The organism is Acinetobacter halotolerans (assembly GCF_004208515.1).
GTDB lineage: Bacteria > Pseudomonadota > Gammaproteobacteria > Pseudomonadales > Moraxellaceae > Acinetobacter > Acinetobacter halotolerans.
In genome coordinates, this window is the sequence record NZ_SGIM01000002.1 from 1 (window position 1) to 21,668 (window position 21,668).

Annotated in this window: 17 protein-coding genes and 2 pseudogenes; 11 read left to right on the forward strand and 8 right to left on the reverse strand. The window is 34.5% G+C overall.

The genetic code is table 11. From position 1 onward, the window contains the following. From EXE30_RS02105 to EXE30_RS02120, 4 genes are all read left to right on the forward strand, one after another. The coding region (locus EXE30_RS02105; protein ID WP_130160984.1) for a BapA/Bap/LapF family large adhesin at window positions 1–2,826 on the forward strand (2,826 nt) is incomplete at its 5' end. Between the two features lie 113 nt (window positions 2,827–2,939). Beyond that, window positions 2,940–4,616 (forward strand): AGE family epimerase/isomerase, encoded by a 1,677-nt coding sequence (locus EXE30_RS02110; RefSeq protein WP_407641623.1) that lies wholly within the window; start codon window positions 2,940–2,942, stop codon window positions 4,614–4,616. A gap of 60 nt (window positions 4,617–4,676) precedes the next feature. Then, window positions 4,677–6,302, forward strand: coding sequence for a CapA family protein (locus EXE30_RS02115; protein ID WP_130160986.1), 1,626 nt, complete (start codon window positions 4,677–4,679; stop codon window positions 6,300–6,302). Between the two features lie 9 nt (window positions 6,303–6,311). Then, entirely contained in the window at window positions 6,312–7,382 is a 1,071-nt protein-coding gene (locus tag EXE30_RS02120) for a YheC/YheD family protein (protein ID WP_130160987.1), read from the forward strand. Window positions 7,383–7,394: 12 nt separating this feature from the next. Here EXE30_RS02120 and EXE30_RS02125 read toward each other — a convergent pair whose 3' ends face one another. Both EXE30_RS02125 and EXE30_RS02130 read right to left on the reverse strand, forming a co-directional pair. Next, window positions 7,395–8,411: a peptidase MA family protein gene (locus EXE30_RS02125; RefSeq protein ID WP_130160988.1), complete on the reverse strand. Its 1,017-nt coding sequence runs from the start codon at window positions 8,409–8,411 to the stop codon at window positions 7,395–7,397. After that, entirely contained in the window at window positions 8,411–9,955 is a 1,545-nt protein-coding gene (locus EXE30_RS02130; RefSeq protein ID WP_130160989.1) for a glycosyltransferase, read from the reverse strand. Before EXE30_RS02130 ends, EXE30_RS02125 begins: the two co-directional genes overlap by 1 nt. 327 nt (window positions 9,956–10,282) lie before the next feature. Between EXE30_RS02130 and EXE30_RS02135 the strand changes: the two genes are divergently transcribed. The 5 genes and pseudogenes from EXE30_RS02135 (at window position 10,283) to EXE30_RS02150 (ending at window position 13,862) form a co-directional block, all read left to right on the forward strand. After that, window positions 10,283–10,987, forward strand: a complete 705-nt coding sequence (locus EXE30_RS02135) for a zinc metalloprotease (protein WP_130160990.1) — start codon at window positions 10,283–10,285, stop codon at window positions 10,985–10,987. A 148-nt stretch (window positions 10,988–11,135) separates the two neighbouring features. Further along, window positions 11,136–11,284, forward strand: a pseudogene (locus EXE30_RS16210) (IS982 family transposase); the annotation flags it as partial. 307 nt (window positions 11,285–11,591) lie between these two features. Beyond that, complete coding sequence (locus EXE30_RS02145; protein WP_130160991.1) at window positions 11,592–12,635, forward strand: hypothetical protein; 1,044 nt, start codon at window positions 11,592–11,594, stop codon at window positions 12,633–12,635. Window positions 12,636–12,742: 107 nt separating this feature from the next. Further along, window positions 12,743–12,919: a hypothetical protein gene (locus tag EXE30_RS15830; protein ID WP_165382354.1), complete on the forward strand. Its 177-nt coding sequence runs from the start codon at window positions 12,743–12,745 to the stop codon at window positions 12,917–12,919. A 235-nt stretch (window positions 12,920–13,154) separates the two neighbouring features. Further along, window positions 13,155–13,862, forward strand: a complete 708-nt coding sequence (locus tag EXE30_RS02150) for a zinc metalloprotease (RefSeq protein WP_130160992.1) — start codon at window positions 13,155–13,157, stop codon at window positions 13,860–13,862. Between the two features lie 190 nt (window positions 13,863–14,052). Here the strand turns inward: EXE30_RS02150 and EXE30_RS16040 are convergent. Together EXE30_RS16040 and EXE30_RS02155 are read right to left on the reverse strand one after the other, a co-directional pair. Beyond that, window positions 14,053–14,539: pseudogene (locus tag EXE30_RS16040) on the reverse strand (transposase); the annotation flags it as partial. 67 nt (window positions 14,540–14,606) lie between these two features. After that, window positions 14,607–15,344: a zinc metalloprotease gene (locus tag EXE30_RS02155; RefSeq protein ID WP_130160993.1), complete on the reverse strand. Its 738-nt coding sequence runs from the start codon at window positions 15,342–15,344 to the stop codon at window positions 14,607–14,609. Between the two features lie 96 nt (window positions 15,345–15,440). Between EXE30_RS02155 and EXE30_RS02160 the strand changes: the two genes are divergently transcribed. Together EXE30_RS02160 and EXE30_RS02165 are read left to right on the forward strand one after the other, a co-directional pair. Further along, complete coding sequence (locus tag EXE30_RS02160; RefSeq protein WP_130160994.1) at window positions 15,441–15,755, forward strand: MGMT family protein; 315 nt, start codon at window positions 15,441–15,443, stop codon at window positions 15,753–15,755. Between the two features lie 97 nt (window positions 15,756–15,852). Then, on the forward strand, window positions 15,853–16,359 hold the full coding sequence (locus EXE30_RS02165) for a hypothetical protein (RefSeq protein WP_130160995.1): 507 nt from the start codon (window positions 15,853–15,855) through the stop codon (window positions 16,357–16,359). Between the two features lie 135 nt (window positions 16,360–16,494). Here the strand turns inward: EXE30_RS02165 and EXE30_RS02170 are convergent, their stop codons facing one another. The 4 genes from EXE30_RS02170 to carB form a co-directional block, all read right to left on the reverse strand. Then, window positions 16,495–16,932 (reverse strand): universal stress protein, encoded by a 438-nt coding sequence (locus EXE30_RS02170; protein ID WP_130160996.1) that lies wholly within the window; start codon window positions 16,930–16,932, stop codon window positions 16,495–16,497. Between the two features lie 233 nt (window positions 16,933–17,165). Then, window positions 17,166–17,789 (reverse strand): CatB-related O-acetyltransferase, encoded by a 624-nt coding sequence (locus tag EXE30_RS02175; RefSeq protein ID WP_130160997.1) that lies wholly within the window; start codon window positions 17,787–17,789, stop codon window positions 17,166–17,168. Between the two features lie 73 nt (window positions 17,790–17,862). Further along, entirely contained in the window at window positions 17,863–18,339 is a 477-nt protein-coding gene (greA, locus tag EXE30_RS02180; protein WP_130160998.1) for a transcription elongation factor GreA, read from the reverse strand. A gap of 91 nt (window positions 18,340–18,430) precedes the next feature. Further along, window positions 18,431–21,664, reverse strand: a complete 3,234-nt coding sequence (carB, locus tag EXE30_RS02185; RefSeq protein ID WP_130160999.1) for a carbamoyl-phosphate synthase large subunit — start codon at window positions 21,662–21,664, stop codon at window positions 18,431–18,433. Window positions 21,665–21,668: the final 4 nt, after the last annotated feature.

The window sequence follows — 21,668 nt, forward strand, 5'->3', positions numbered from 1 at the left end:
GCAACAGCGGTTGTGGATACAACCCCACCTTTAATTGCATTCGACAATGTGGATGATGCGTTCGTTAATGCTCTACCGTTGCAAGTTGGAGATGATGTTTCAGTCGGTAGTCATACTTACTTGTTACTCGCTTCTCTAGCAGGGCTTGATCTACAACTCGGCTCGGCAGGCATTGGTTTCAACATCGATGAAGGTCATACAGGTGATATGACGTTCAACTACAGTGCATTGATTAGTGCAGATGCGTTGGCTGACTATGTACTTGTTCTTCAAAAATTTGATGAAGAAACAGGACAATGGACTGCAGTGACTGGTCCAGGTCAAGCTGATCTGTTGAGCTTGTCATTGTTCGGTGGTACTACAGTAACGGTTGATGGACTTGAAGAAGGTCAATACCGTGCCTTCATGGCCTTTGATGGATTGCTTGGCGTAGGATTGCTAGGTACTTTGTCAGGAACAGCAGATCTTTACGATCAATCACAAATTGGCGGTTATGAAGTTATAGCCGCTGAAGGTAACGTCATTACTGATGCTGGTATTGATGGTGAAGTTGATGTTATTACAGATACCACCGTTGTCAGTATGGTAAATGGTGTAGCCGTAGTAGATGGTGGAACAACCATTGATGGACTCTATGGTACCTTGGTGATTAATCCAGATGGCAGTTATACCTACACACCATTTAGTGGTGATGCAGGTTTAGGTCAAGTGGATCCATTCGTTTATACCTTACTTGATCCTGTAACAGGTCAAACTGCAAATGCAACGCTCTATCTACATATTGATAGTGATGATGTAGATATGACTTGGAATCCAGCAGATCCATCTCAACCTGCGACAGTAGACATTGTTGCAACAGATGATCTGAATGTTGCGGAGATTAACCCACAAGCATTGCTTGTCGGAGATAATGTTCCTGCAGGTAGTCATACGTACTTGCTACTTGCATCATTAGGAGGGTTAGATCTACAGCTCGGTTCTGCAGGTATTAACTTCAATGTTGATGAAGGTCATACAGGTGATATGACATTCAATTACAGTGCATTGATTAGTGCTGATGCATTAGCAGACTATGTACTTGTTCTTCAAAAATTTGATGAAGAAACAGGACAATGGACTTCGATCACAGGTTCAGGTCAAGCTGATCTGTTGAGCTTGGCATTATTTGGTGGATCAACAATTACAGTTGATGGACTTGAAGAGGGTCAATACCGTGCCTTCATGGCCTTTGATGGATTGCTTGGATTAGGATTGCTTGGCACCTTGTCAGCAACCATGGATCTTTACGATCAAGCACAAATTGGAGGTTATGAGGTTGTAGCAGCTGAAGGTAATGTAATTACTGATGCTGGTATTGATGGTAATGCCGATCTTACAACACCATTTACGACTGTTAGCAGTGTCAATGGCGTAGCAGTTGTTGCTGGTGGAACAACCATAGACGGTACTTACGGTACCTTGGTCATTCAACCAAACGGAAGTTACACCTATACACCGTTCAACGATGTAACAGGCTTAGGTCAAGTGGATCAATTCACTTATACCCTATCTGACCCTATTGGTGGAGCTGATGCGGCAAGTGCAACTCTGTACTTCCATATCGATAGTAGTGTTGTAGATATGACTTGGAATCCAGCGGATCCATCAGAACCTGCAACATTCACATTTACTGCAACCGATGATGTCGATACTGCATCACTGTTGATGGTAAATGAAGTGGATAATGACTACTTTAATGCCTCGGCTTCATTGTTAGGCATTTTAGCAACCACGCAGACCTACAATTCAGGCACATTCACCATAGGCTCTAATATGGATGCCAATGGTTTGATTACAGTTAACTCTTTGGCAACTGCAGGAAGTGTTAACATTAATTTAAATCTACAGATGAATGTCGGTGGAGTGTGGACTACTGTAGCGAATGATAGTTACTCTGGAATAATTTCGCTGCTTGGTACTTTGGCATCACTAGATCTATCCACTTTAGATTTAGCTGCTGGAACCTACCGTATCCAAACCACAATGCAACAACCATTATTTGGTGGATTGGCAGCATTGGTTGGTATTAATACGGATGTAAATGTTACTTATCTTGACCAGTTTGTAGTAGCTGACACAATTGTTGCTGAAGGTAATATTTTCGGTAATGATTCAACAGGTTCAACATTCACTCAATTACAAGTAACAGATGCAAATGGTAATGTAATCGATGTTTCATATGGCACTGTGATCGAAGGTCTACATGGTAATCTAGTGATTAGTGCAAATGGTGATTACACTTATACACCAACATCAGGTACAACCGGTGGTAGTGAAAGTTTCAGTTATACCTTGACTCATGTGAATGGTGATACTGCAACAGCAACATTGGATATCAATGTTGGTTACACGATCCAAGGAAGTGCAGGTAATGACATTATTACTGATAGTGCTGGAGATGATCTAATCTATGCAGGAGCAGGTAACGATACAATCAATACTGCGAATGGTGGTTCAGATACCTTAATCTTCGATCTGTTAAATGCTACAGATAGCACTGGTGGAAATGGTCAAGATACTTGGGAGAATTTCCATGTCGGAGATACTTCTCTAGATGGTGAGGCTGATAAGATTGATATTAGTGATCTACTGATTGGCTATGCTGGTGATGGTAGTGAAGCTTCTCTAAGTGCTTATGTAAATGTCGTCTTTGATGGTACTGATACAGTCATTAGTATCGATCGAGATGGTGGTGCAGGAGTATATAGTTCTACTGAGATTCTTACATTGAAAAATGTAGATACCTCTTTAGATGAGTTGCTACAAAACAACCAACTTTTGTTCTAATTTAAGTTGATAAAAAAGAGAACCTTCGGGTTCTCTTTTTTTTTACTAAAAAAAGTAAACTCATATTTTACAATAGGCGTTGTATGTTATATTTTGAATCATGATAAATATTTATGAACAATAAAGTGGAAGATATGAGCGTTCAAACTTATAAGGAATTACAAGACTTTAAGAAGAAATTAGAGATATGGATCGATGAAAAGATAGAAACTCATAAAATAGATCAAGAGATATATTGTATTTTTTTTTCATACGGAAGTGAGAGTAAAAAATGTAGTATTTGGAGTAATGCAGATATTGATATTCAGTTGATTGTAAAAAGGTTACTGAACTTCATAGAAAAAACGTTTGAGAAAAATAAAACTCAGCTTAACTTTATAAAAATAGATATTGCTTATCAAATTGAACAACAGGCATGGCAAAGCGTTGTTTATCAAGTTATGAATCAAGAACATAATAATCATTACCGCAAAGGTATTAGTTTAGATGAAAACTTTAATATTGCATTTCTTGAGCAAGAAATTTACGGTAGAGCAATCATACGCGGATTGCGCTATGATCAACCTAATTTCTTTGATGAAAAAAATTTAAATAATGCTATCCAAAAAAAATATCCAAATATTCAGAAAACAATTACCTTAGATCAACTTCAATTTGTATGGACGTTTGAAACTTACGGCGCTATTTATGAAGACAATCAATTTGTACAGTTACAAAGTGGTGCCTGTCAGAATGGGGTTCGGTTGCTGACCGAAAATAAAAAAGAGCATTTAAAGAACTTAGTTGAGAACAATGCAAATTTTTTATATCAGCAAATTCAGGAAAATGGACGTTTTGTTTATGGTTATTTCCCTGCCTTTGATCGAGAAATAAAAAGCTATAATACAGTACGTCATTGTACTTCTGTATATGCTTTGATAGAAAGTTTTGAGGTAAAAGAAAAAAAAGAATATTGGGAAAAAATCTACAAAGCCATTCAATATGCGATAGATACTTTCTATCGAGAAAAACAAGAAAATGTTGCATTTATGATTGATGGAGAAAAAGATCAAGAAATTAAACTAGGATCAAATGCAGCCGCTATTCTCATGCTTACAAAGTATCAAGAGCTTACACGAGATGATCGTTATCTTAAATATGCAGAGGCAATTGCTAATGGTATTTTAGAAATGATTGATACTGAAGGGCAGACCACACATGTTTTGCATTATCCAAGCTATGAAATAAAAGAAAAATTTCGTATCGTTTATTACGATGGAGAAGCAGCATTGGCGTTATTACGTCTTTATCAGTTAAATCATGATGAAAAATTACTCGTCACTGTTAAGCTAATGTTTGAACATTTTATTGATAAAAAATATGATAAATATCATGATCATTGGTTGAGTTACTGTACCAATGAGCTAACCAAAATTTGCCCAGAAGAAAAATATTTTCAATTTGGTTTGAATAATTATTTAAAACATATGAATTTTATTAAAAATAGAAAAACAGTTTATGCAACATTTCTAGAGATGTTAATGTCAGCGTATAAGATGGTCAATCGTCTAAAAGAACAGGGATATAATGATTTATATGAAAAAGCTGAATTTGAAAAATTAATAGAATTAATTGAAACAAGAAGTGAGTTTCAGCGTAATGGTTATTTTTATCCAGAAGTTGCAATGTATATGGAACGACCAGATAAAATATTAAATGCATTTTATGTACGTCACGACCGTTTTAGAACACGTATAGATGATCAAGAACATAATTTATCTGGGTATGTTGCCTATATTAAATATTTTTAGGATATTTTCTTTCTATTCTAATTGTAGGGTTGATCAAATTATCTGATATAGGTAGCCATAGTGTTAGGTCGCATGTTTTATATAAAATTTGATTCTGATTTAAATGTTTTTGCAAAATATAATGCAAATGACTGGCTTGAGAATGAGTATGTATTCGAATTAAGTAATATTTTTGAAGATGAAATTAATAATATCTCTAAAAAAAATAAGCAGTTTGATTCTGAAGTTATTTTAGATAGAGCTATTGATTTTGGAGGTGGTATTAGAAGTCATAGATTTATTCTGTCTCAATATTTAAACTTTATAAATAACTATATATCTAGGGAGTTAGCTCTTGAATTGTTGGGAGAAGATCAAAGGAGATTAAATTCAATATATAGGATAGTTAATTTTTATAGTTTACTGTCAAATAAATATATGAAAATATTCCAACCTTTTGAAATGATGATTGGTAATAAAAGTATAAAGCCATTTTCAAACTTAAAAGAAAAAGGATTGATTGATTTTATAGTTCAGCTTTCCATTCTTGAAACAAGAGTATTTTTGGTTAAATATAGGGTTAATGGTCGAACATATTTTATGGTGATCGGTGGGGATTTTGAGGATGGTGATTATGACGTAATTATTCCATATTTAATTAGCCATGATATTGATGATTTGAATATAAAAAAAGTTCATATTACCAACCCTAATGTAAATTTTATTGGAGATACTTACTTGGGAGAAAGTTATACAAAAAAGAGGATGCAAAGAAAGCAAAATGATGCCCTGATGCAATATGGTTATAGTTATTCATTCTCTGGGATTTCAGATTTTATTCGGAAGGATGAGTTTAATATTATAAACTTTGAAGCAACATTTAATATAACTGATTATACGCCTTTTTTGAAGAAGAAAGACTATCTCCTTTATGCAAATTCAGAAAATAATATTGGTGAGTTAAAAGAAAGAGGCTTGAATTGCATTTGTTTGGCAAATAATCATAGTTTAGATTATGGAGAAAAGAGTCTTTTAAAAACGATTCATGATTTTGAGAATAGTAATTTCATTGTGATGGGAGGAGGACAAAATCAATATGAAGCAAATAAAATTCTAGAATTAGATTTTAAAGGTAAAAAATTAGCTATTTTTAATGCATATTGGAAGAATCGGTATTATGTCGACTATGAATTTTATGCATTGCATGATAGAGCTGGAGTGAATATTTTAAATGGTGTCCTATTTCATCAAATAGAAAAATATAAGAAAGAAAATCTTGAAAGTCTAGTGATGGTTTTTTGTCATTGGGGATTAGACTTTAAACCAGTACAAAAATATCAAACGTACTTGGCTCAAAGAATGATAAATGTTGGCGTGGATCTTATTGTTGGGCATGGCTCACATTCCATTCAATATATTGATTCTTATAAAAATAAAAATGTTATTTATGGTATTGGAAATGGGGTGTTTAATAGTGATGGAGAGTATGATATTCATCATGTATTACCATATGGTCTTCTTGTGAAATTAGATATGGAAAAACAAGAGGTGAAGCTTTATCCCATATGTACGAATAATCTGAAGACATTCTGGAAACCAAGATTTGTTTCTCATGAAGAGCTGTGTGAAGTGAAAGAGTTTTTAAAGGAAAATAAATTAGAAGAAGAGAAAGATGAACTTGGTCATTTTTTTAAGATAAAGTTATAAGGGGAATAAATGTTAATTGGGATATTGAAACCGAGCTTTAGTGTGATGGAAATAGAAAAAATATTTATGGTGGTTGCCCATTGTCATGGACATCAGAGTTATGTTTTTACGGCCAAAAATGTTGATTTTTCATCAAGAACCATATTAGGAAAATCACTGATACATGGTGAAGTTACAGTAAAAAGATTTCCATTCCCTGATCTGATACAAAATCGTTTAAGTATTAATGAAGAAGATGTATTAACTTATGTGAAATTGGCAAAAGAGATCTATTTCACAACGCATCATATTGAGACAAAATTTGAGCTTTATAAAAAAATGCGAGAGCATGATTTAGTTAAAAAATATGTTGTTGAATCTGAGCGTTGTGATAATTTTGATATACTAATATATTATATTTTAAAATATAATTATATTGTTCTGAAACCTATGTCAAGTAAACAAGCAATAGGTGTTTATACAATACAGGTATTTGAAAATAAATTTATTGTTAAAGCGTTTGATCAAGAGACATTATTTAATAAGGGTGAGCTAAATATATTCTTTAATATGAAAATAAAAAATAAAAGATTTTTTATAAGTCCATTTATTGCGAGTAAAACGAATAATAATTTAACATCAGTTTTTAGGTTGCACATGGTAGTAGGGAAGGGTGGTGAGTGGAAAAAAATTAAATTCTTTCCTTATGTAAATCTACGTGATGAACAAGATGTAGCAAATGGTATACAAGGTGCTTTAATTTCAACAAGAGAAGAATTGTTTCTTCAGCAATATTATCCAGATAGTTATCAAAGAATTCTCTTTGGTGTGGATCAATTATTCCGTGATATGGTCTGCTTTATGCATAACTTATATGATTGGCCTGTAGAAGCTATTGGTATTGATATTGGAATTACACAAGAAGGTGAAATGCGAATTTTTGAAGTGAATGCAGCTCCTGGTATTGGTTTTATGGCTTATCCTGTTGCTGAGCAGCAAATATTATATTATGAATGGATATTGGAGCAAGGATGTAAATTACCTGTAAGTAATTTTCTGCCAAGACGTTATAAAAATTATTATAACATATCTCTTGAGTGACTTAAATTTTTTTTATTCAGTTTGTTGTTTCAGTAATGATTCAAATAAGATATTTTGATTGTTTTCAGGTACGCTATTATTTTCTAAACTCTTTAATAGAACTGAAATGATATTTTTATTATAAATCTGAGATTTTTGCGTGCTATCCTTCCAACTATAAGGTTGCCAATGATTTGTTTTTGAGAGATGCTTGTCTTCTTTACCTAAGTTTTGAAGAAATTTTTGTATGAAAATCGTTCCTTTTAAATAGTGATCCTGAAATACTGGTTGTCCATCTGTATATTTTTTCTCTAGTATGTTATTGGGGAGTAGAAGTTTGCCATTTGACTGATCTGTTAATATGGTAATCGAGCTCCATACTTTGGAAGCTTGATAACTACGTTGTAAAAAATCTTGCTCTAGCTCTTTTTTTGTTTTTGGTAGATCTTTGTCCCCGTAAGCACCTGTTTTGCCTTTTCTTATAATACCTTCTGACCATGCTGCAAGCCCCTCATTTAACCACTTAGGCTTGAACATGGTATAGCCATATATATAAAGATGGAAAAGCTCATGCGCGGCTACAGACGATTGAGTTGTAAAGTTAGTAATATTATTGCTTAAGCTTATAATTAAAGCACACTTATTTTCTTTCAGAGGATTGTTGGTATGTAAATGTGCTTTACTATATGCTATTCCAAGTCCACTCAGCTTTTGTATGTGGATGTCTATATATTTTGCAGATTTGTAACGTGGGCTTTGCAATGGATTTTGATAACCAAGAGCATCCCATGCTTGCATTACAGTTTCTGTTTGAATTGCAATATTTTCAATGTAGTCCGGTATATTATTTTGATTATGATCAGTTTTATCTTTAATTGCGTTATCACCTTGAGTTGTATAGAAAATACGAATCTTGTTTTTCCCATAATAGACTTTATTTAATTGCTCAATAACTTCAGGGTTGCTTTTTTGGCAAATTTTAGATGTATTCGTAGCACAAGCTGTATTCATAAAGCATAAAAACGGAATATAAATTTTTAATTTACCCATTATCTTATCTCCTGAAATAGTGTTTTCCACTTATCAGCAAAGAGCTTATGATCAGATAATTGTGTAGATGTATAAGCAGCTTCACTAAATGCTTGTCTTTTTTTATGGTCTTTTAATAATAATATCATTTTTTCAGAAAATAATTTTTCATTTTCAAATGGAATTAAATAACCATTTTCCTCATGCTTGATCATATCTGACGGCCCATAATTTATGTCATAACTAATGCTTGGACAGCCATGACATAAAGCTTCTAAGATAGCCATTCCAAAGCCCTCGGAGCGACTTGAAAATAAAAATAAGCTTGCCTTTTTATAGAGCTGATCCGTATTTTCAGTATAGCCCATGAGTTTGATATGATCTTCAAGATTATGCTTTTTAATTTCATTTTGTAAAAAATCCCTTTCAGGACCAAAGCCATAAATATGTAGATATGCATTTGGAAGTTGTTCAACGACATCTTTGAAGATGCGGATGAGACTATCTAAGTTTTTTGCCTTATCATAACGTGCAACTGTAAGGCAGAATAAAGAATCTCGTTCCTCAAACTGTGCCGGTTCGATGTTCTTTTCATAAATATGGGGGATGACAAAGAGTTTATTCTCAATATCGAATCTTCTGGTAATATGTTCTTTTTGCTTTTCTGTTAATACAACAAGGGCATCTAGGTCATGATGATACTTGAAGTATCCACGATAATGTCGATTAATGGTTGATTTCAAAATATCGGAACCATTTAGATGGGATGCATGAATAGTTCCTATTAAACGCATATTTTTTTGTTTGACTTTACGCAGCAAATCAAAGGAGTGTATCGCTCGATCGATAAAAATATAAATAAGACTGTTTGCATATTGCTGATGAATTTTTAAAAACCAATATTGAATCAGTTGCTCTTCACTATCAAATATTTCATCAATAACACCTTGTTCATTCATCAATAAAATATTTGAAACAATGCTTTTGCCTTCACTATTGGTTTGATAGTTTTTAATGATCACAGGATGACCATAAACATGGTAGTAAATTTCGGTACTTATGAATTGTGTGGTTGGAGAAATGACTTGTATACAGCTCAAATAACCGTATGTATCATAAATAAGTCGACCATTTTTGACTCCATTTTGGAATGTATTTATATGTCGTAAAACGGGCTGTTCATCTCGATAAACTTCATAAATTATATTTTTATTTTGTTGATCATGAAAACGCCGATCAAATGACTCTGGGTGTTGACTCAGTTTTATATTTTGGTTGAATTTCTCATTATTTGTTATTGTGATCCGTGGGTGAGCAAGCCTCAAGGAAGTGCCTTGAAAATATCCATATAGATTCAGATACTTAGTTTCTGCTGGGGTTAGATTGTTAGATATCAATTGCCAATAATTTTGGGCTAGATTCCTATCGAAATCTGTTGTGACAATAATAGGTTGAATATTTAGCTGTTCATGCAGAATTTTTGCTCGCTTTAAAAGTGCGAATATAAGTCCATTCTTTTTTTCATCTATTTTTGGGAAAAAGAAAAAGTATTGATCATTAGTCATTAGAGTATCTCGCTAGATAAAGCCGCAGATTTGAGAATTTATGTTAGAGTTGTTCCATGTGATGGACAGTGAATATGCTAAATTTAACATAAAAAGTCATGAGGAGCTTTTTAAATTTTAGGTACTATGTAAAACAGGTTGCGATAAAAATTTTAATAAATTCAGTGTTTTGTTTTAAATACATACAAGAACCGTTATATTTGATCTTTAAATTTGGTAATATTGTTAAACAATTTATTTTATATTGGATGTGGATTTTATTCGTGTGTATGCTTAATATACGTCTATTAAAGTGAAACTTATTAAAAAATAAAAAGGTAAATTATTATGAAAAAAATATCTTGCTCTATATTTAAAATATTTTTGATGCTATCTAGCTCTTCATCTGCTATGGCGGATACATCTTATGAGACTTTCGATATCCATTTTACAGTATTAACATCCAACCCTTCTGCTCACTTAGTAGCTACCTTAAGCCAATTTCAAGAGGAAGTTAATATTTTAAACACTTATTTTGTTAAAGAGGATCGATCACCAATTATCAAGTTTAGATTTAAAAGTGCATCGTTTTATAATGATATTAAAAACTCTACTTGTTCTTTTATTGAATTGGGAGATACAATGAATCAAAATGATACAGATTGGGCCACTCATTTTAATAGTTGTAATGATCCTCTAGTAAAAAACAAAAATGCTCTAAATTTTTATATCTTTGATAGTTATAATGAAAATTATGGTTATAATCACAAAGATGGTTTTGGTAAGAGGAATTCAAATCGTCCTTTTATAGTCTTAGATTGGCAAAGATTGAATCATAACATTCAGGCTCCAGAAGAACATGAAATGGGGCATGCTTTTGGATTAAGTCACTTTTGTGCATTAGGTGCTAGTCCCACATCTTCAACTAATATTATGTCTTCTTCTTGTCAAGGTGGTTCTACAGGAAAAAGAGACATAGGTTTTAATAATGAACAAGTAAATATAATTATGTATTACGTTCCTTTAATTAAAGCTAAATTGGCATTGCCGTAATATTAAGCTAATCTTATCATTATTTGACAATGCAAATGAAATAGCAAAGTTTATATGAATTTTATCTTATAAAATATGAATCGTAGATAAGAAATTGACTTGAAAAAAGGACTAGATCTATCAGTCGAGTTACCATACAAAAGTCCTTATGTTCGATAGCCCCCAATTATTCTACTAATTGATTATTTCTTTCTAAAATTTGAATCAATTTTTTGGGATTTTTTGACGAAAAACCTTACATGCTCAAGAATTTTTCCTGCACTGCTTAGTATTTATAAAATTGTTTTTATTGAAATTTGATATTTATAAATTCTCTAACTTAAGCTTGGTTTTAAGAAGGCGAATTCACCATATGATATATTTGAGGTGCAGGATTTTCATCTTAGAGTTATATTATTGTATTAGTCTTTACAGATAGGTTTTTGCAACAACGTTCTACATAATTGGGATTCAGCTTAAATTTATTTGGATTTTACACATATAGTTACTTATTAATATTTCATTTAATAGGGTAAAATAATATAATAAGTTAAATTTAATGGTGCTGATAATTTTAATTAAAATCACTATTAAATAATAATTAAATATAGAAAAAGGAAAAAATATGATAGCTAAGAAAAAAATGCTTATATTTTTTTTAGGTTTATTGTTGAGTGCTTGTAATGATAATAATGAATCATTAATTACAACAGATAATATAAAACCTATAATATTTGAGCAGTGGACTAAGTTTAATTTTGTAGAAAGGGAACCATATTTATATCCAATCCCAGATGATATTTTTGGTGAAGGTTCAGATGATGGTTCTGCTATAGTTTCATCTTCTAGAACGACATTAACATTTTATGATAATGATTTGTATGAAAAATCTGAATTTTTTGATATGCATTTCAATCATCAAATTCAATTTAAAAGTTATGTTACTAATAATGGAATCTTTGAAAGTAATACTACTCACCAACAGTATGGACGACATTTAGGGAAATTGACTTTAATTGACGAAGATGAATGGGTATTGTCACCAACTTTAGTGAGTGGAACAGGTAATTTTTCTAAGACAACAAATTATAAAGTTTTAGATATTAGTGGCCAAAAAGTTTTTTATACAATTGATCCTCAAACTGCAATAAAATTTAATGGGATACCCTATTTCGATCCAATTTATGGAGTGGAAGCAACAAGATTATATAAAAAATTATCTTCTTCGACTTTTTTAAGTGGGTCAAAATGTATTCAGATACAGACTGTTTCTCAAGATCAAGATACTTTAGATCTAATACATTATCCAAAGCCAGCACCTGTACCTTATGACCAAGTAAGTATTCAAGCATTGTGGGAAAGATATAAAGCAGAATCCAACAGAAAAATACTTTTTAAAGATACAGAAGGATATATAGCAGATTATGGTAATTCGGGAGTAGCTAAATTAAATGGCATATATTATTATTTAAATTTTTATGCTAAAGGTGAAGTATTTTCGTTTGAGAAAATTGTGGATGAAGTTAAAAAAGAATTTGATTATATAGATGATTTAGATCTGTCAGGTAGTAATTATTCAGGGCTATATGTTGATTTGTCTAAGCAATCTTGTCACTATTTTAACCCTCAAGCGACAGAGTTAATCAATAACTTAACTGGGCTTGTATAATTAAATTTATTATTTTATATGCAGCTAAACTCTAAAAAATAAAAATCTTATTTTATAGGAGGAACTATTTTAGATGTATTAATTCCAGGGGTAATAAAGCCTTTTATATGGCTACATTTAGTGTTGATAATGGATTAAACGTTTATTGTAATAACATTTTGATTGCATCAAATGTGAACTATAAGACACCGATTAATCATGGTTTTAATGTAGACGAATGGGAGCTTTACCCTGAATTTTCTGAAGATATTGGTTTGACTGGGTTATTAAGTGTTGATTTATAAAAAACTGAGCATGAAGAGCAAAGAGCAAATATTTTTACATTTTTGAATGAACGATATAGTTCCTTAAATAATTAACTAGGTAAATATATATTGTGACGTGTGAGTTTATGTATAGCCATCACATCCAAAATTATCAATTCTAAAGCTGAGCTGTTTAGGGTGAGCATTTATAAATAAACCTATACGATATTTGAGATGAATAATAATCTCAAGAAATAATTAAAAGGAAGTAACGATGAAAATAAAATCACTATTCTCAACACTGGCCGTTTGCGTAATAGCTACAACTGGTGTTTATGCTGATCCAGTTTATGAAACATTTGATATTCACTTTACTATATTAACATCTAATCCATCTGCACAAATGGTTGCTACTTTAAGTCAAATGGAAGAGGAGGTAAATATTCTTAACACCTACTTCGTAAAGGAGGATAGGTCACCAATTATAAAATTTAAGTTTAAAAGCGTGTCTTTTTATAATGATGTGAAAGATTCAAATTGCGATTTTGTTTCAGTTGTTAATTCAGCAACGCCATATAATTCTGATGGATGGGCAGCACTTTTTAATGCTTGTAATGATCCACTAGTTAAGGATAAAAATGCAATAAATTTTTATGTTTATGATGGCTATTCAGTTGCTAATGGATTTAATGAGAAAGATAGTCATGGAAAAAGGAACTCTAATCGCCCATATGTGATGTTAGATTGGCAAAGAATAAATCATAATATTCAATCACCTGAAGAGCATGAAATGGGACATGCGTTCGGATTGGACCATGTTTGTGTCCCAGGAGCAACAATCAACTCTTCGACAAATATTATGGCTTCCGCTGGAGGATGTGATGGTTCAGGAGGGAAACGGGATATTGGGTTTAATGATAGTCAGGTTAATACAATTATGTATTACGTCCCCTTAATTAAAGCTAAATTAGCATCACCTTAATTATCCCAAATTTCGGTGAAGAAACTAACTTGAAAAAAAGAGGGCTAGAGCTCTAATTTGAGTTACTATACCAACCTCACAGCTTTAGTCCTTATGTTTATAGTATCCAATTATTCTATGTAATCGATGATTTCTTTCCGCTTCGTTGCGCAAAGATTTATTAGTTGAAGCTCTCTTAAGTTACATAAATTTAAGTTACAACTTGGGTAAGATGTACACCTAAATCTGTAAATTTATTCAGAACCGCAATTCTCGTATGTACCTCATTGACCTCACTTGAAAATACCTTCCTGACTATTTATCGATTAATAATTTGATGCAGTGCTTGATTTCAACCAAACTTCAACAATGGTAGCCTGAGTTTTCCATATTGTCCTACTTAAATGCTTACCCGTTCGAAGCAGCTCATTTTTTCAAGCGAGTGGGTTCTTTTATCCTTCCAAGGCTTCGCATTTACTTAGCTGAATCAACTCATGTGCCTGTCTGTCCGAAATAACCAGTAGTCAGTGTTTTGTGTCATAAGCGCTATCTGTATAGACAGAGTCAATCTACGCCCCTTATAGAGTTTGATTAAGTAAATTACCGAGTAGCTGAGAATCACTGACAATATTTGTAGTAAGCTGAACTACCCGTATTTGAAATGTTTTATCATCTATATCAATATAAAGTTTACGCCATTATCGAATTATATTGCTGAATGAGTCGTTAAAGCTAGGTTTATGCAACAAAGTCCCTTATATGCAACTACTTCGCCTTATGATAATAATCCATTATCGTTGAAACTTGTTCGCGATTAAATCCAATATTTCGTCGTCCACCACTACCTAGTTTACAATCCGCGCTGGTCATAATGTTGGTCGAATCTTTTAGCTTCGCGCCTGGTGCGCATACATGTCTTAAACCAAAAGCATGCCCCATTTCATGGGGAGTGGCAGCTTGAATTCGATAATTTAATCTCTGCCAGTCAATCAAAATAAAAGGTTGCCCTCCATTACGAAACCCCCAACTCGTCACGTCCTTATATTTAAATTTTTCGTTATATGAATCATAAATAATGAAAAGCACTTCTTTTTCTTTTCGAGATGGAAAACAACGTTTGACTGCATCAGGGATCTTTTCTGTTAGTAAAGCTCTAGGTTGATTTAACTGATAAGCTAAATCACATTTACGCTGACTGAAGTTTTGATATGAATAATATCGGTAAGGTTTAAATTTAAATATTTTTTGATTATTCTCATCTACAAAGTATTGATTTAATATATTTATTTCTCTTAGCATTTGATTTCTATTATCAAGCTCTTTTGCTTTTGGAGTATTAGTTGTATAGACGAAACTTACATAGACTACTGGTAAATTATGGTCTTCTTCTTTATGAATTTTTTTGGGATATGTTTCTAATTCTATGTATTTTTTCTCAGGTGTACTGCACGCGACACAAATAAAACTAAAAAGGATAAACGTTGTAATTTTTTTATATGACATAATTCGATTCTCTTGCGCAGTAAGATTTTATGTAGATCGCGAGTATTGTTGTGTGGTTTTCGACTCATAATAGCAATTTTTTGAGGTTTTTTCACGTTGAATCAGAATGAACTACACCGACAAATCTTAGAAGTTATTGCATTGATTCCCTATGGAAAAGTAGCAAGTTATGGGCAAATTGCGAAATTAGCAGGTCTGCCTAAACATGCTCGCTTAGTGGGTTATGTATTAAAGCATTTAGATAAAGAGAGCAAGATTCCTTGGCATCGAGTGATTAATGCACAAGGGAGAATCAGTGTGACACGAATAAATGACCAAGGTGAAAATATTCAACAAAACTTACTGGAGGAGGAAGGGGTTTGTTTAGTGAGCGGTAAGGTAAATCTAAAAATCTTTGGTTGGACCATTTGATAAAAAATAAACTTAAATGACATCAGTATATTGAATGTGAATTACGTTTTAAATACAATCTGCATACATAATATTACGTATGTTTTTGGGTATTGAAATGAAAAAATTATCTATTGTTTTTGGGGTTGCTGCACTTAGTTTATCGGGCTGTGCAAGTATTATGTCTGGTGGAAGTCAAACCATGACGTTTGCAAGTACACCTGAACTTAGCGATATTACTATTTTTAATAAAGCTGGAAAAAAGGTACATGTGGGTCAAGCACCTGTTACGGTGAAACTAAAGCGCAGCGCGGGCTTTTTTGTGCCTGAGCGTTATAGTGTAGTATTTGAAAAGGAAGGCTATGAGAAAAAAACAATTGATGTTTCTTCTCATGTAAATGGCTGGTATGTGGGTAATATTTTATTGGGTGGTTTGATTGGTTTGTTAATCGTTGACCCTGCAACAGGCGCAATGTATAGCTTAAGCACTAAAGAAACCAGTATTGTGCTGAACGCCTTAAATAAGAGTGATACCACTTCAGATGCTCAATCATTAACAATTGTTTCGACGACTGAGCTACCAAAAGGTGTTTTAGATAAAGCTCAGCCAATTCAGGTCAATTAAGTGCTGTAAAAACTTGCATAAATAAAATAAAAAAGCATGGTCATTATATTTACCATGCTTTTTTATTGGTTGAACCGTTGTTACTTTTATTCAGTTAAATGTAGAAGAAAAGTAGGGTATTGGTGTTTTATAGATTTAACGTATGATCAGCACTGGAATATGACTTTCGGCTAAAACTTTTTGCGCAACACTGCCCAAAACGAATTGTTTAAAACCTGTTCGTCCATGTGAACCCATAATAATGAGGTCTGTACCTAGATTTTGGGCTGCGCCAATAATTTCTTGGTGAACAGAAAGACCTTCCAATATTTGGGTGGACACGGTAACACCTAAAGCTTCGAATTTTTCTTCAGCTTTCGTTAGATTGTCTTGTACATAGCCTTTAACCCGTTCAATCAATTCATTGCTTTGACCAAAACGTAAATAGGTATCAGCTAGATATGGATCTAATGTGACTACGCCAACAACTGTAATTTGGCTATCTAATGCTTTGGCAAGTTGAGCGGCTTCCCGAATGACATTATTTGCGGTATCTGAGTCATCAATCGCAACTAAAATTTTTTGATAGGTCATGTTTATTACTCCTTATTTCTACGATCTTCTATGGATTTAGTTTATAAAATTTTGTTCAAAATATGTTTTATAGTTCTATATTAAACCTGTTACTTATAAAATAAAACCTAGTATTTTTATAGGGATAGTTGTTTTTAATGTGCTTAAATTGAAGAATTATTGCTGGTGAAAATAAATGAAATTTCCTGAAAAAACAGAGTGATTGTATATCAATGGTTTAGCTCAACAACCAATCAATTTTCTTTAAGGAAATAGGCCAGTTGATCAATATTATTTGTTTGTAACAGGTCACGTATTTTTAAAAATTTCTTTTCATCTAAGTCATAAAGCTTCAAAGCCAATAGCTTTTCTATCTGCTCTTGGGGAAAGCGATAATTAATCAGTTTTGCAGGGACTCCACCGACAATAGCATAAGCAGGTACATCTTGTGTAACTACAGCGCCTGTTGCGATCACAGCACCTTCACCGAGTTTAACTCCTTGCATAATCATAGCTCGACTGCCAATCCAGCAACCATCTGCGATCACAGTATCGCCAGCAGGTAGAAAGCTACGGGTATCAAAAGGGAAAGTCGAGATCCAATCGGGTCGATGCAATTGATTGCCACCCATCATAATCACGCACTCTGCACCAAAGCAGACGAAGTTTCCGATATAAAGCTGATCAATAGGCTTTTCTTGTGTTGATGGTTTATCGTGTAAATAACGCACCACACATCTTTCAAAACCTTGATCCCAATAGGCAGAGTAATAACTGTAGTTGCCTTTAATATGGATATTGGGATTTTTAACTGTTTTTGAAATAAACTCGAACTCACACCAATGTTTTAATGGGGTATTGATCTGTGCTGTGTCCATGTTAACTCCAAAAGTGTTATACATCTTGCTGAACAAAAACCCCTCTAAAGAGGGGTTAAGTTAAGATGAAATATTAAATATATTCCACACTCACGATTTCGTATTCAACCTCACCTTGTGGTGTTTGAATCTTGACTTCATCACCTTCACTTTTGCCAAGCAACCCACGGGCAATGGGGGAGTTCACTGAGATTTTATTAATTTTAAAATCTGCTTCATCATCACCGACGATTTTATAAGTCTTACGTTCTTCGGTATCGAGGTTTTCAATGGTCACAGTCACACCAAATACTACACGACCATTTTGTTCGAGTGTTTTGACATCAATTTCTTGTACTGCACCCAGTTTACCTTCGATATCCTGAATACGACCTTCACAAAAACCTTGTTGTTCACGTGCGGCATGATATTCAGCATTTTCTTTTAAGTCGCCATGTTCACGGGCTTCCGCAATCGCTTGAATGATACGTGGGCGATCAACCATTTTTAACTGTTGTAATTCTTTCTCTAAGGCAATTTTGCCTTCGGGAGTCATCGGATAACGTTGCATTCTAGTCCCCTCTAAATGGGTTGGGAAAATACAGGATTAAAAAAACAAAAAGCCCGCCACCAATAAGGTGGCGGGACTTATTGGTAAATAATTAACCTACAGTTTGTAAATCTTGCAAGCGGTATACATCCATTGGCAATTTCACAGCAAATGCTTGGCAAACTGCTTCTGCACCATTGATAGTCGTGGTGTAGTACACCTTGCCTTGGAGGGCAGCACGACGAATCATTGCAGAGTCATATTGAGCTTGTTTGCCTTCAGTTGTGTTGACAATAAGATGAATTTCACCATTTTTCAAGCGATCAACAATATGAGGACGACCTTCGGTTACTTTATTGACCGCTTCACATGCTAAACCAGCTTCTTGAAGTACTTGGTAAGTACCATTGGTTGCAATAAGTTTGAAACCATAAGCAATCAATTGTTTAGCGATGTTGGCAATATATTTCTTGTCTGATTCACGAACAGATAAGAATGCATGTTTCACTTCGCCTTCAGTTGGCAAGCCTGGTAAGCGTTCATTTGAACCAAGTACCGCTTTATAGAATGCTTCACCAAATGTTTGACCAACACCCATCACTTCACCTGTAGACTTCATCTCAGGACCAAGCATTGGATCAACACCTTGGAACTTAGCGAATGGGAATACAGCTTCCTTCACAGCAAAGTGTGTAGGAATAATTTCTTTAGTGAAACCTTGCGACTCGAGTGATTGACCAGCCATACAGCGTGCAGCCACTTTTGCTAACGATTCACCAATACATTTAGAAACGAAAGGTACAGTACGTGATGCACGTGGGTTTACTTCAAGGATATAAATATCATTGCCTTTAACTGCAAACTGGACATTCATCAAACCAATTACGCCAAGTTCTTTTGCCATTGCAACGGTTTGACGGCGCATTTCATCCTGAACTTCTTGTGAAAGAGAGTAAGGAGGAATTGAACATGCTGAGTCACCTGAGTGAATTCCTGCTTGTTCGATGTGCTGCATGATACCGCCAATCACGACGTCTTTACCGTCAGATACACAATCAACGTCAACTTCAGTTGCATCATCTAGGAAACGGTCAAGTAGGACAGGGGCTTCATTAGATGCTTGAACTGCTTCACGAAGGTAACGTTTTAGTTCATCTTCGTTATAGACGATTTCCATCGCACGACCACCCAATACATAAGATGGACGAACGACCAATGGATAGCCGACTTTAGCCGCTTCAGAAATACCTTCTTCAGCAGATTTCACGATGCTGTTGTTTGGTTGACGAAGCTGTAAACGTTGAATCATTTGTTGGAAACGTTCGCGGTCTTCTGCGCGGTCAATCGCATCAGGAGATGTACCGATAATTGGCGTACCTGCTTCTTCTAAAGCACGTGCCAATTTCAAAGGTGTTTGACCACCGTACTGTACGATCACGCCTTTAGGCTTCTCTATACGAACGATTTCTAGTACATCTTCAAGTGTTACTGGTTCGAAGTATAAACGGTCAGATGTGTCATAGTCAGTTGAAACCGTTTCAGGGTTACAGTTGACCATGATCGTTTCATAACCGTCTTCACGCATTGCAAGAGCAGCATGTACACAGCAATAGTCAAACTCGATCCCTTGACCAATACGGTTCGGGCCACCACCAATCACCATGATCTTGTCACGATTTGATGGATTGGCTTCACATTCTTCATCGTAAGTTGAGTACATGTAGGCTGTGTCAGATTCAAACTCAGCAGCACAAGTATCAACACGTTTGTAAACTGGATAAACACCCAAGTTCCAACGTTGTTTACGGAATTGCTTTTGTGAAATACCCATCAAGTCCGCAATACGAAGGTCTGATAAACCTTTGCGTTTGAATGAACGGATATTGTCAGCGTTTAAGTCACCAAAACCTAAAGTTTTTACTTGGGCTTCAGCTTTAACGATATCTTCGATTTGGATCAAGAACCAACGGTCAATCTTAGTTGCTTCAAATACATCATCAAGTGAGAAACCATGACGGAATGCATCAGCAACGTACCAAATTCGCTCAGGACCTGGAACTTTAAGTTCTTTTAGAATAACGTCTTTTGCATTGGCAGCACCAACTTCGATTTTTTCATCAAAGCCGCTTACGCCCACTTCAAGACCACGAAGTGCTTTTTGGACAGATTCTTGGAAGTTACGACCAATCGCCATGACTTCGCCCACAGATTTCATCTGAGTTGTTAATACAGGCTCAGCTTGTGGGAATTTCTCGAAGTTAAAACGAGGAATCTTGGTAACAACATAGTCAATTGCTGGTTCAAAGCTTGCAGGAGTGATACCACCTGTGATGTCATTTTTCAATTCATCAAGAGTATAGCCAACCGCAAGTTTTGCTGCGATTTTTGCAATAGGGAAACCAGTTGCTTTAGATGCAAGTGCAGATGAACGAGAAACACGCGGGTTCATCTCGATCACAACCATACGACCGTCTTTCGGGTTAATACCGAATTGAACGTTCGAACCACCTGTTTCAACACCGATTTCACGAAGAACAGCAACCGATGCATTACGCATGATTTGATATTCTTTATCTGTTAGTGTTTGAGCAGGGGCAACGGTAATGGAGTCACCTGTGTGTACACCCATTGGGTCAAAGTTTTCGATCGCACATACGATAATACAGTTGTCGTTTTTGTCACGAACAACTTCCATTTCGTATTCTTTCCAGCCAATCAAAGATTCATCAATCAATAATTGTTTGGTCGGTGAAAGATCGAAACCGCGTTCACAGATTTCAATAAATTCTTCTTTGTTATATGCAATACCGCCACCAGAGCCACCCATCGTAAATGATGGGCGAATGATCACTGGGAAGCCGAATCGTGACTGAATTTCCAGGGCATGTTCCATGCTTTCAGCAACATCCGCACGAGGACATTCTAAGCCGATTTTACGCATTGCAATGTCAAACAGTTTGCGGTCTTCAGCTTTTTCAATTGCTTCTTTTGATGCACCGATCAATTCAACATTATATTTTTCTAGGACACCATGCTCATCAAGCGCTAGTGCACAGTTCAATGCTGTTTGGCCACCCATGGTTGGGAGGACTGCATCTGGACGTTCTTTTTCAATGATTTGTGCAACAGTTTGCCAAGTGATCGGCTCAATATAAGTTGCATCTGCCATTGAAGGGTCGGTCATGATGGTCGCTGGATTCGAGTTGACCAAAATAACGCGGTAACCTTCTTCACGAAGGGCTTTACATGCTTGCGCACCAGAATAGTCAAACTCACATGCTTGACCAATAACAATTGGACCTGCACCAATAATTAAGATGCTTTTAATATCCGTACGTTTAGGCATAATT

Coding starts and splice junctions, on each gene's coding strand:
- EXE30_RS02110 (WP_407641623.1), top strand. CDS start 2,940: ATGAACAATAAAGTGGAAGATATGAGCGTTCAAACTTATAAGGAATTA.
- EXE30_RS02120 (WP_130160987.1), top strand. CDS start 6,312: ATGTTAATTGGGATATTGAAACCGAGCTTTAGTGTGATGGAAATAGAA.
- EXE30_RS02125 (WP_130160988.1), bottom strand. CDS start 8,411: ATGGGTAAATTAAAAATTTATATTCCGTTTTTATGCTTTATGAATACA.
- EXE30_RS02130 (WP_130160989.1), bottom strand. CDS start 9,955: ATGACTAATGATCAATACTTTTTCTTTTTCCCAAAAATAGATGAAAAA.
- EXE30_RS02135 (WP_130160990.1), top strand. CDS start 10,283: ATGAAAAAAATATCTTGCTCTATATTTAAAATATTTTTGATGCTATCT.
- EXE30_RS02145 (WP_130160991.1), top strand. CDS start 11,592: ATGATAGCTAAGAAAAAAATGCTTATATTTTTTTTAGGTTTATTGTTG.
- EXE30_RS15830 (WP_165382354.1), top strand. CDS start 12,743: ATGGCTACATTTAGTGTTGATAATGGATTAAACGTTTATTGTAATAAC.
- EXE30_RS02150 (WP_130160992.1), top strand. CDS start 13,155: ATGAAAATAAAATCACTATTCTCAACACTGGCCGTTTGCGTAATAGCT.
- EXE30_RS02155 (WP_130160993.1), bottom strand. CDS start 15,344: ATGTCATATAAAAAAATTACAACGTTTATCCTTTTTAGTTTTATTTGT.
- EXE30_RS02165 (WP_130160995.1), top strand. CDS start 15,853: ATGAAAAAATTATCTATTGTTTTTGGGGTTGCTGCACTTAGTTTATCG.
- EXE30_RS02170 (WP_130160996.1), bottom strand. CDS start 16,932: ATGACCTATCAAAAAATTTTAGTTGCGATTGATGACTCAGATACCGCA.
- EXE30_RS02175 (WP_130160997.1), bottom strand. CDS start 17,789: ATGGACACAGCACAGATCAATACCCCATTAAAACATTGGTGTGAGTTC.
- greA (WP_130160998.1), bottom strand. CDS start 18,339: ATGCAACGTTATCCGATGACTCCCGAAGGCAAAATTGCCTTAGAGAAA.
- carB (WP_130160999.1), bottom strand. CDS start 21,664: ATGCCTAAACGTACGGATATTAAAAGCATCTTAATTATTGGTGCAGGT.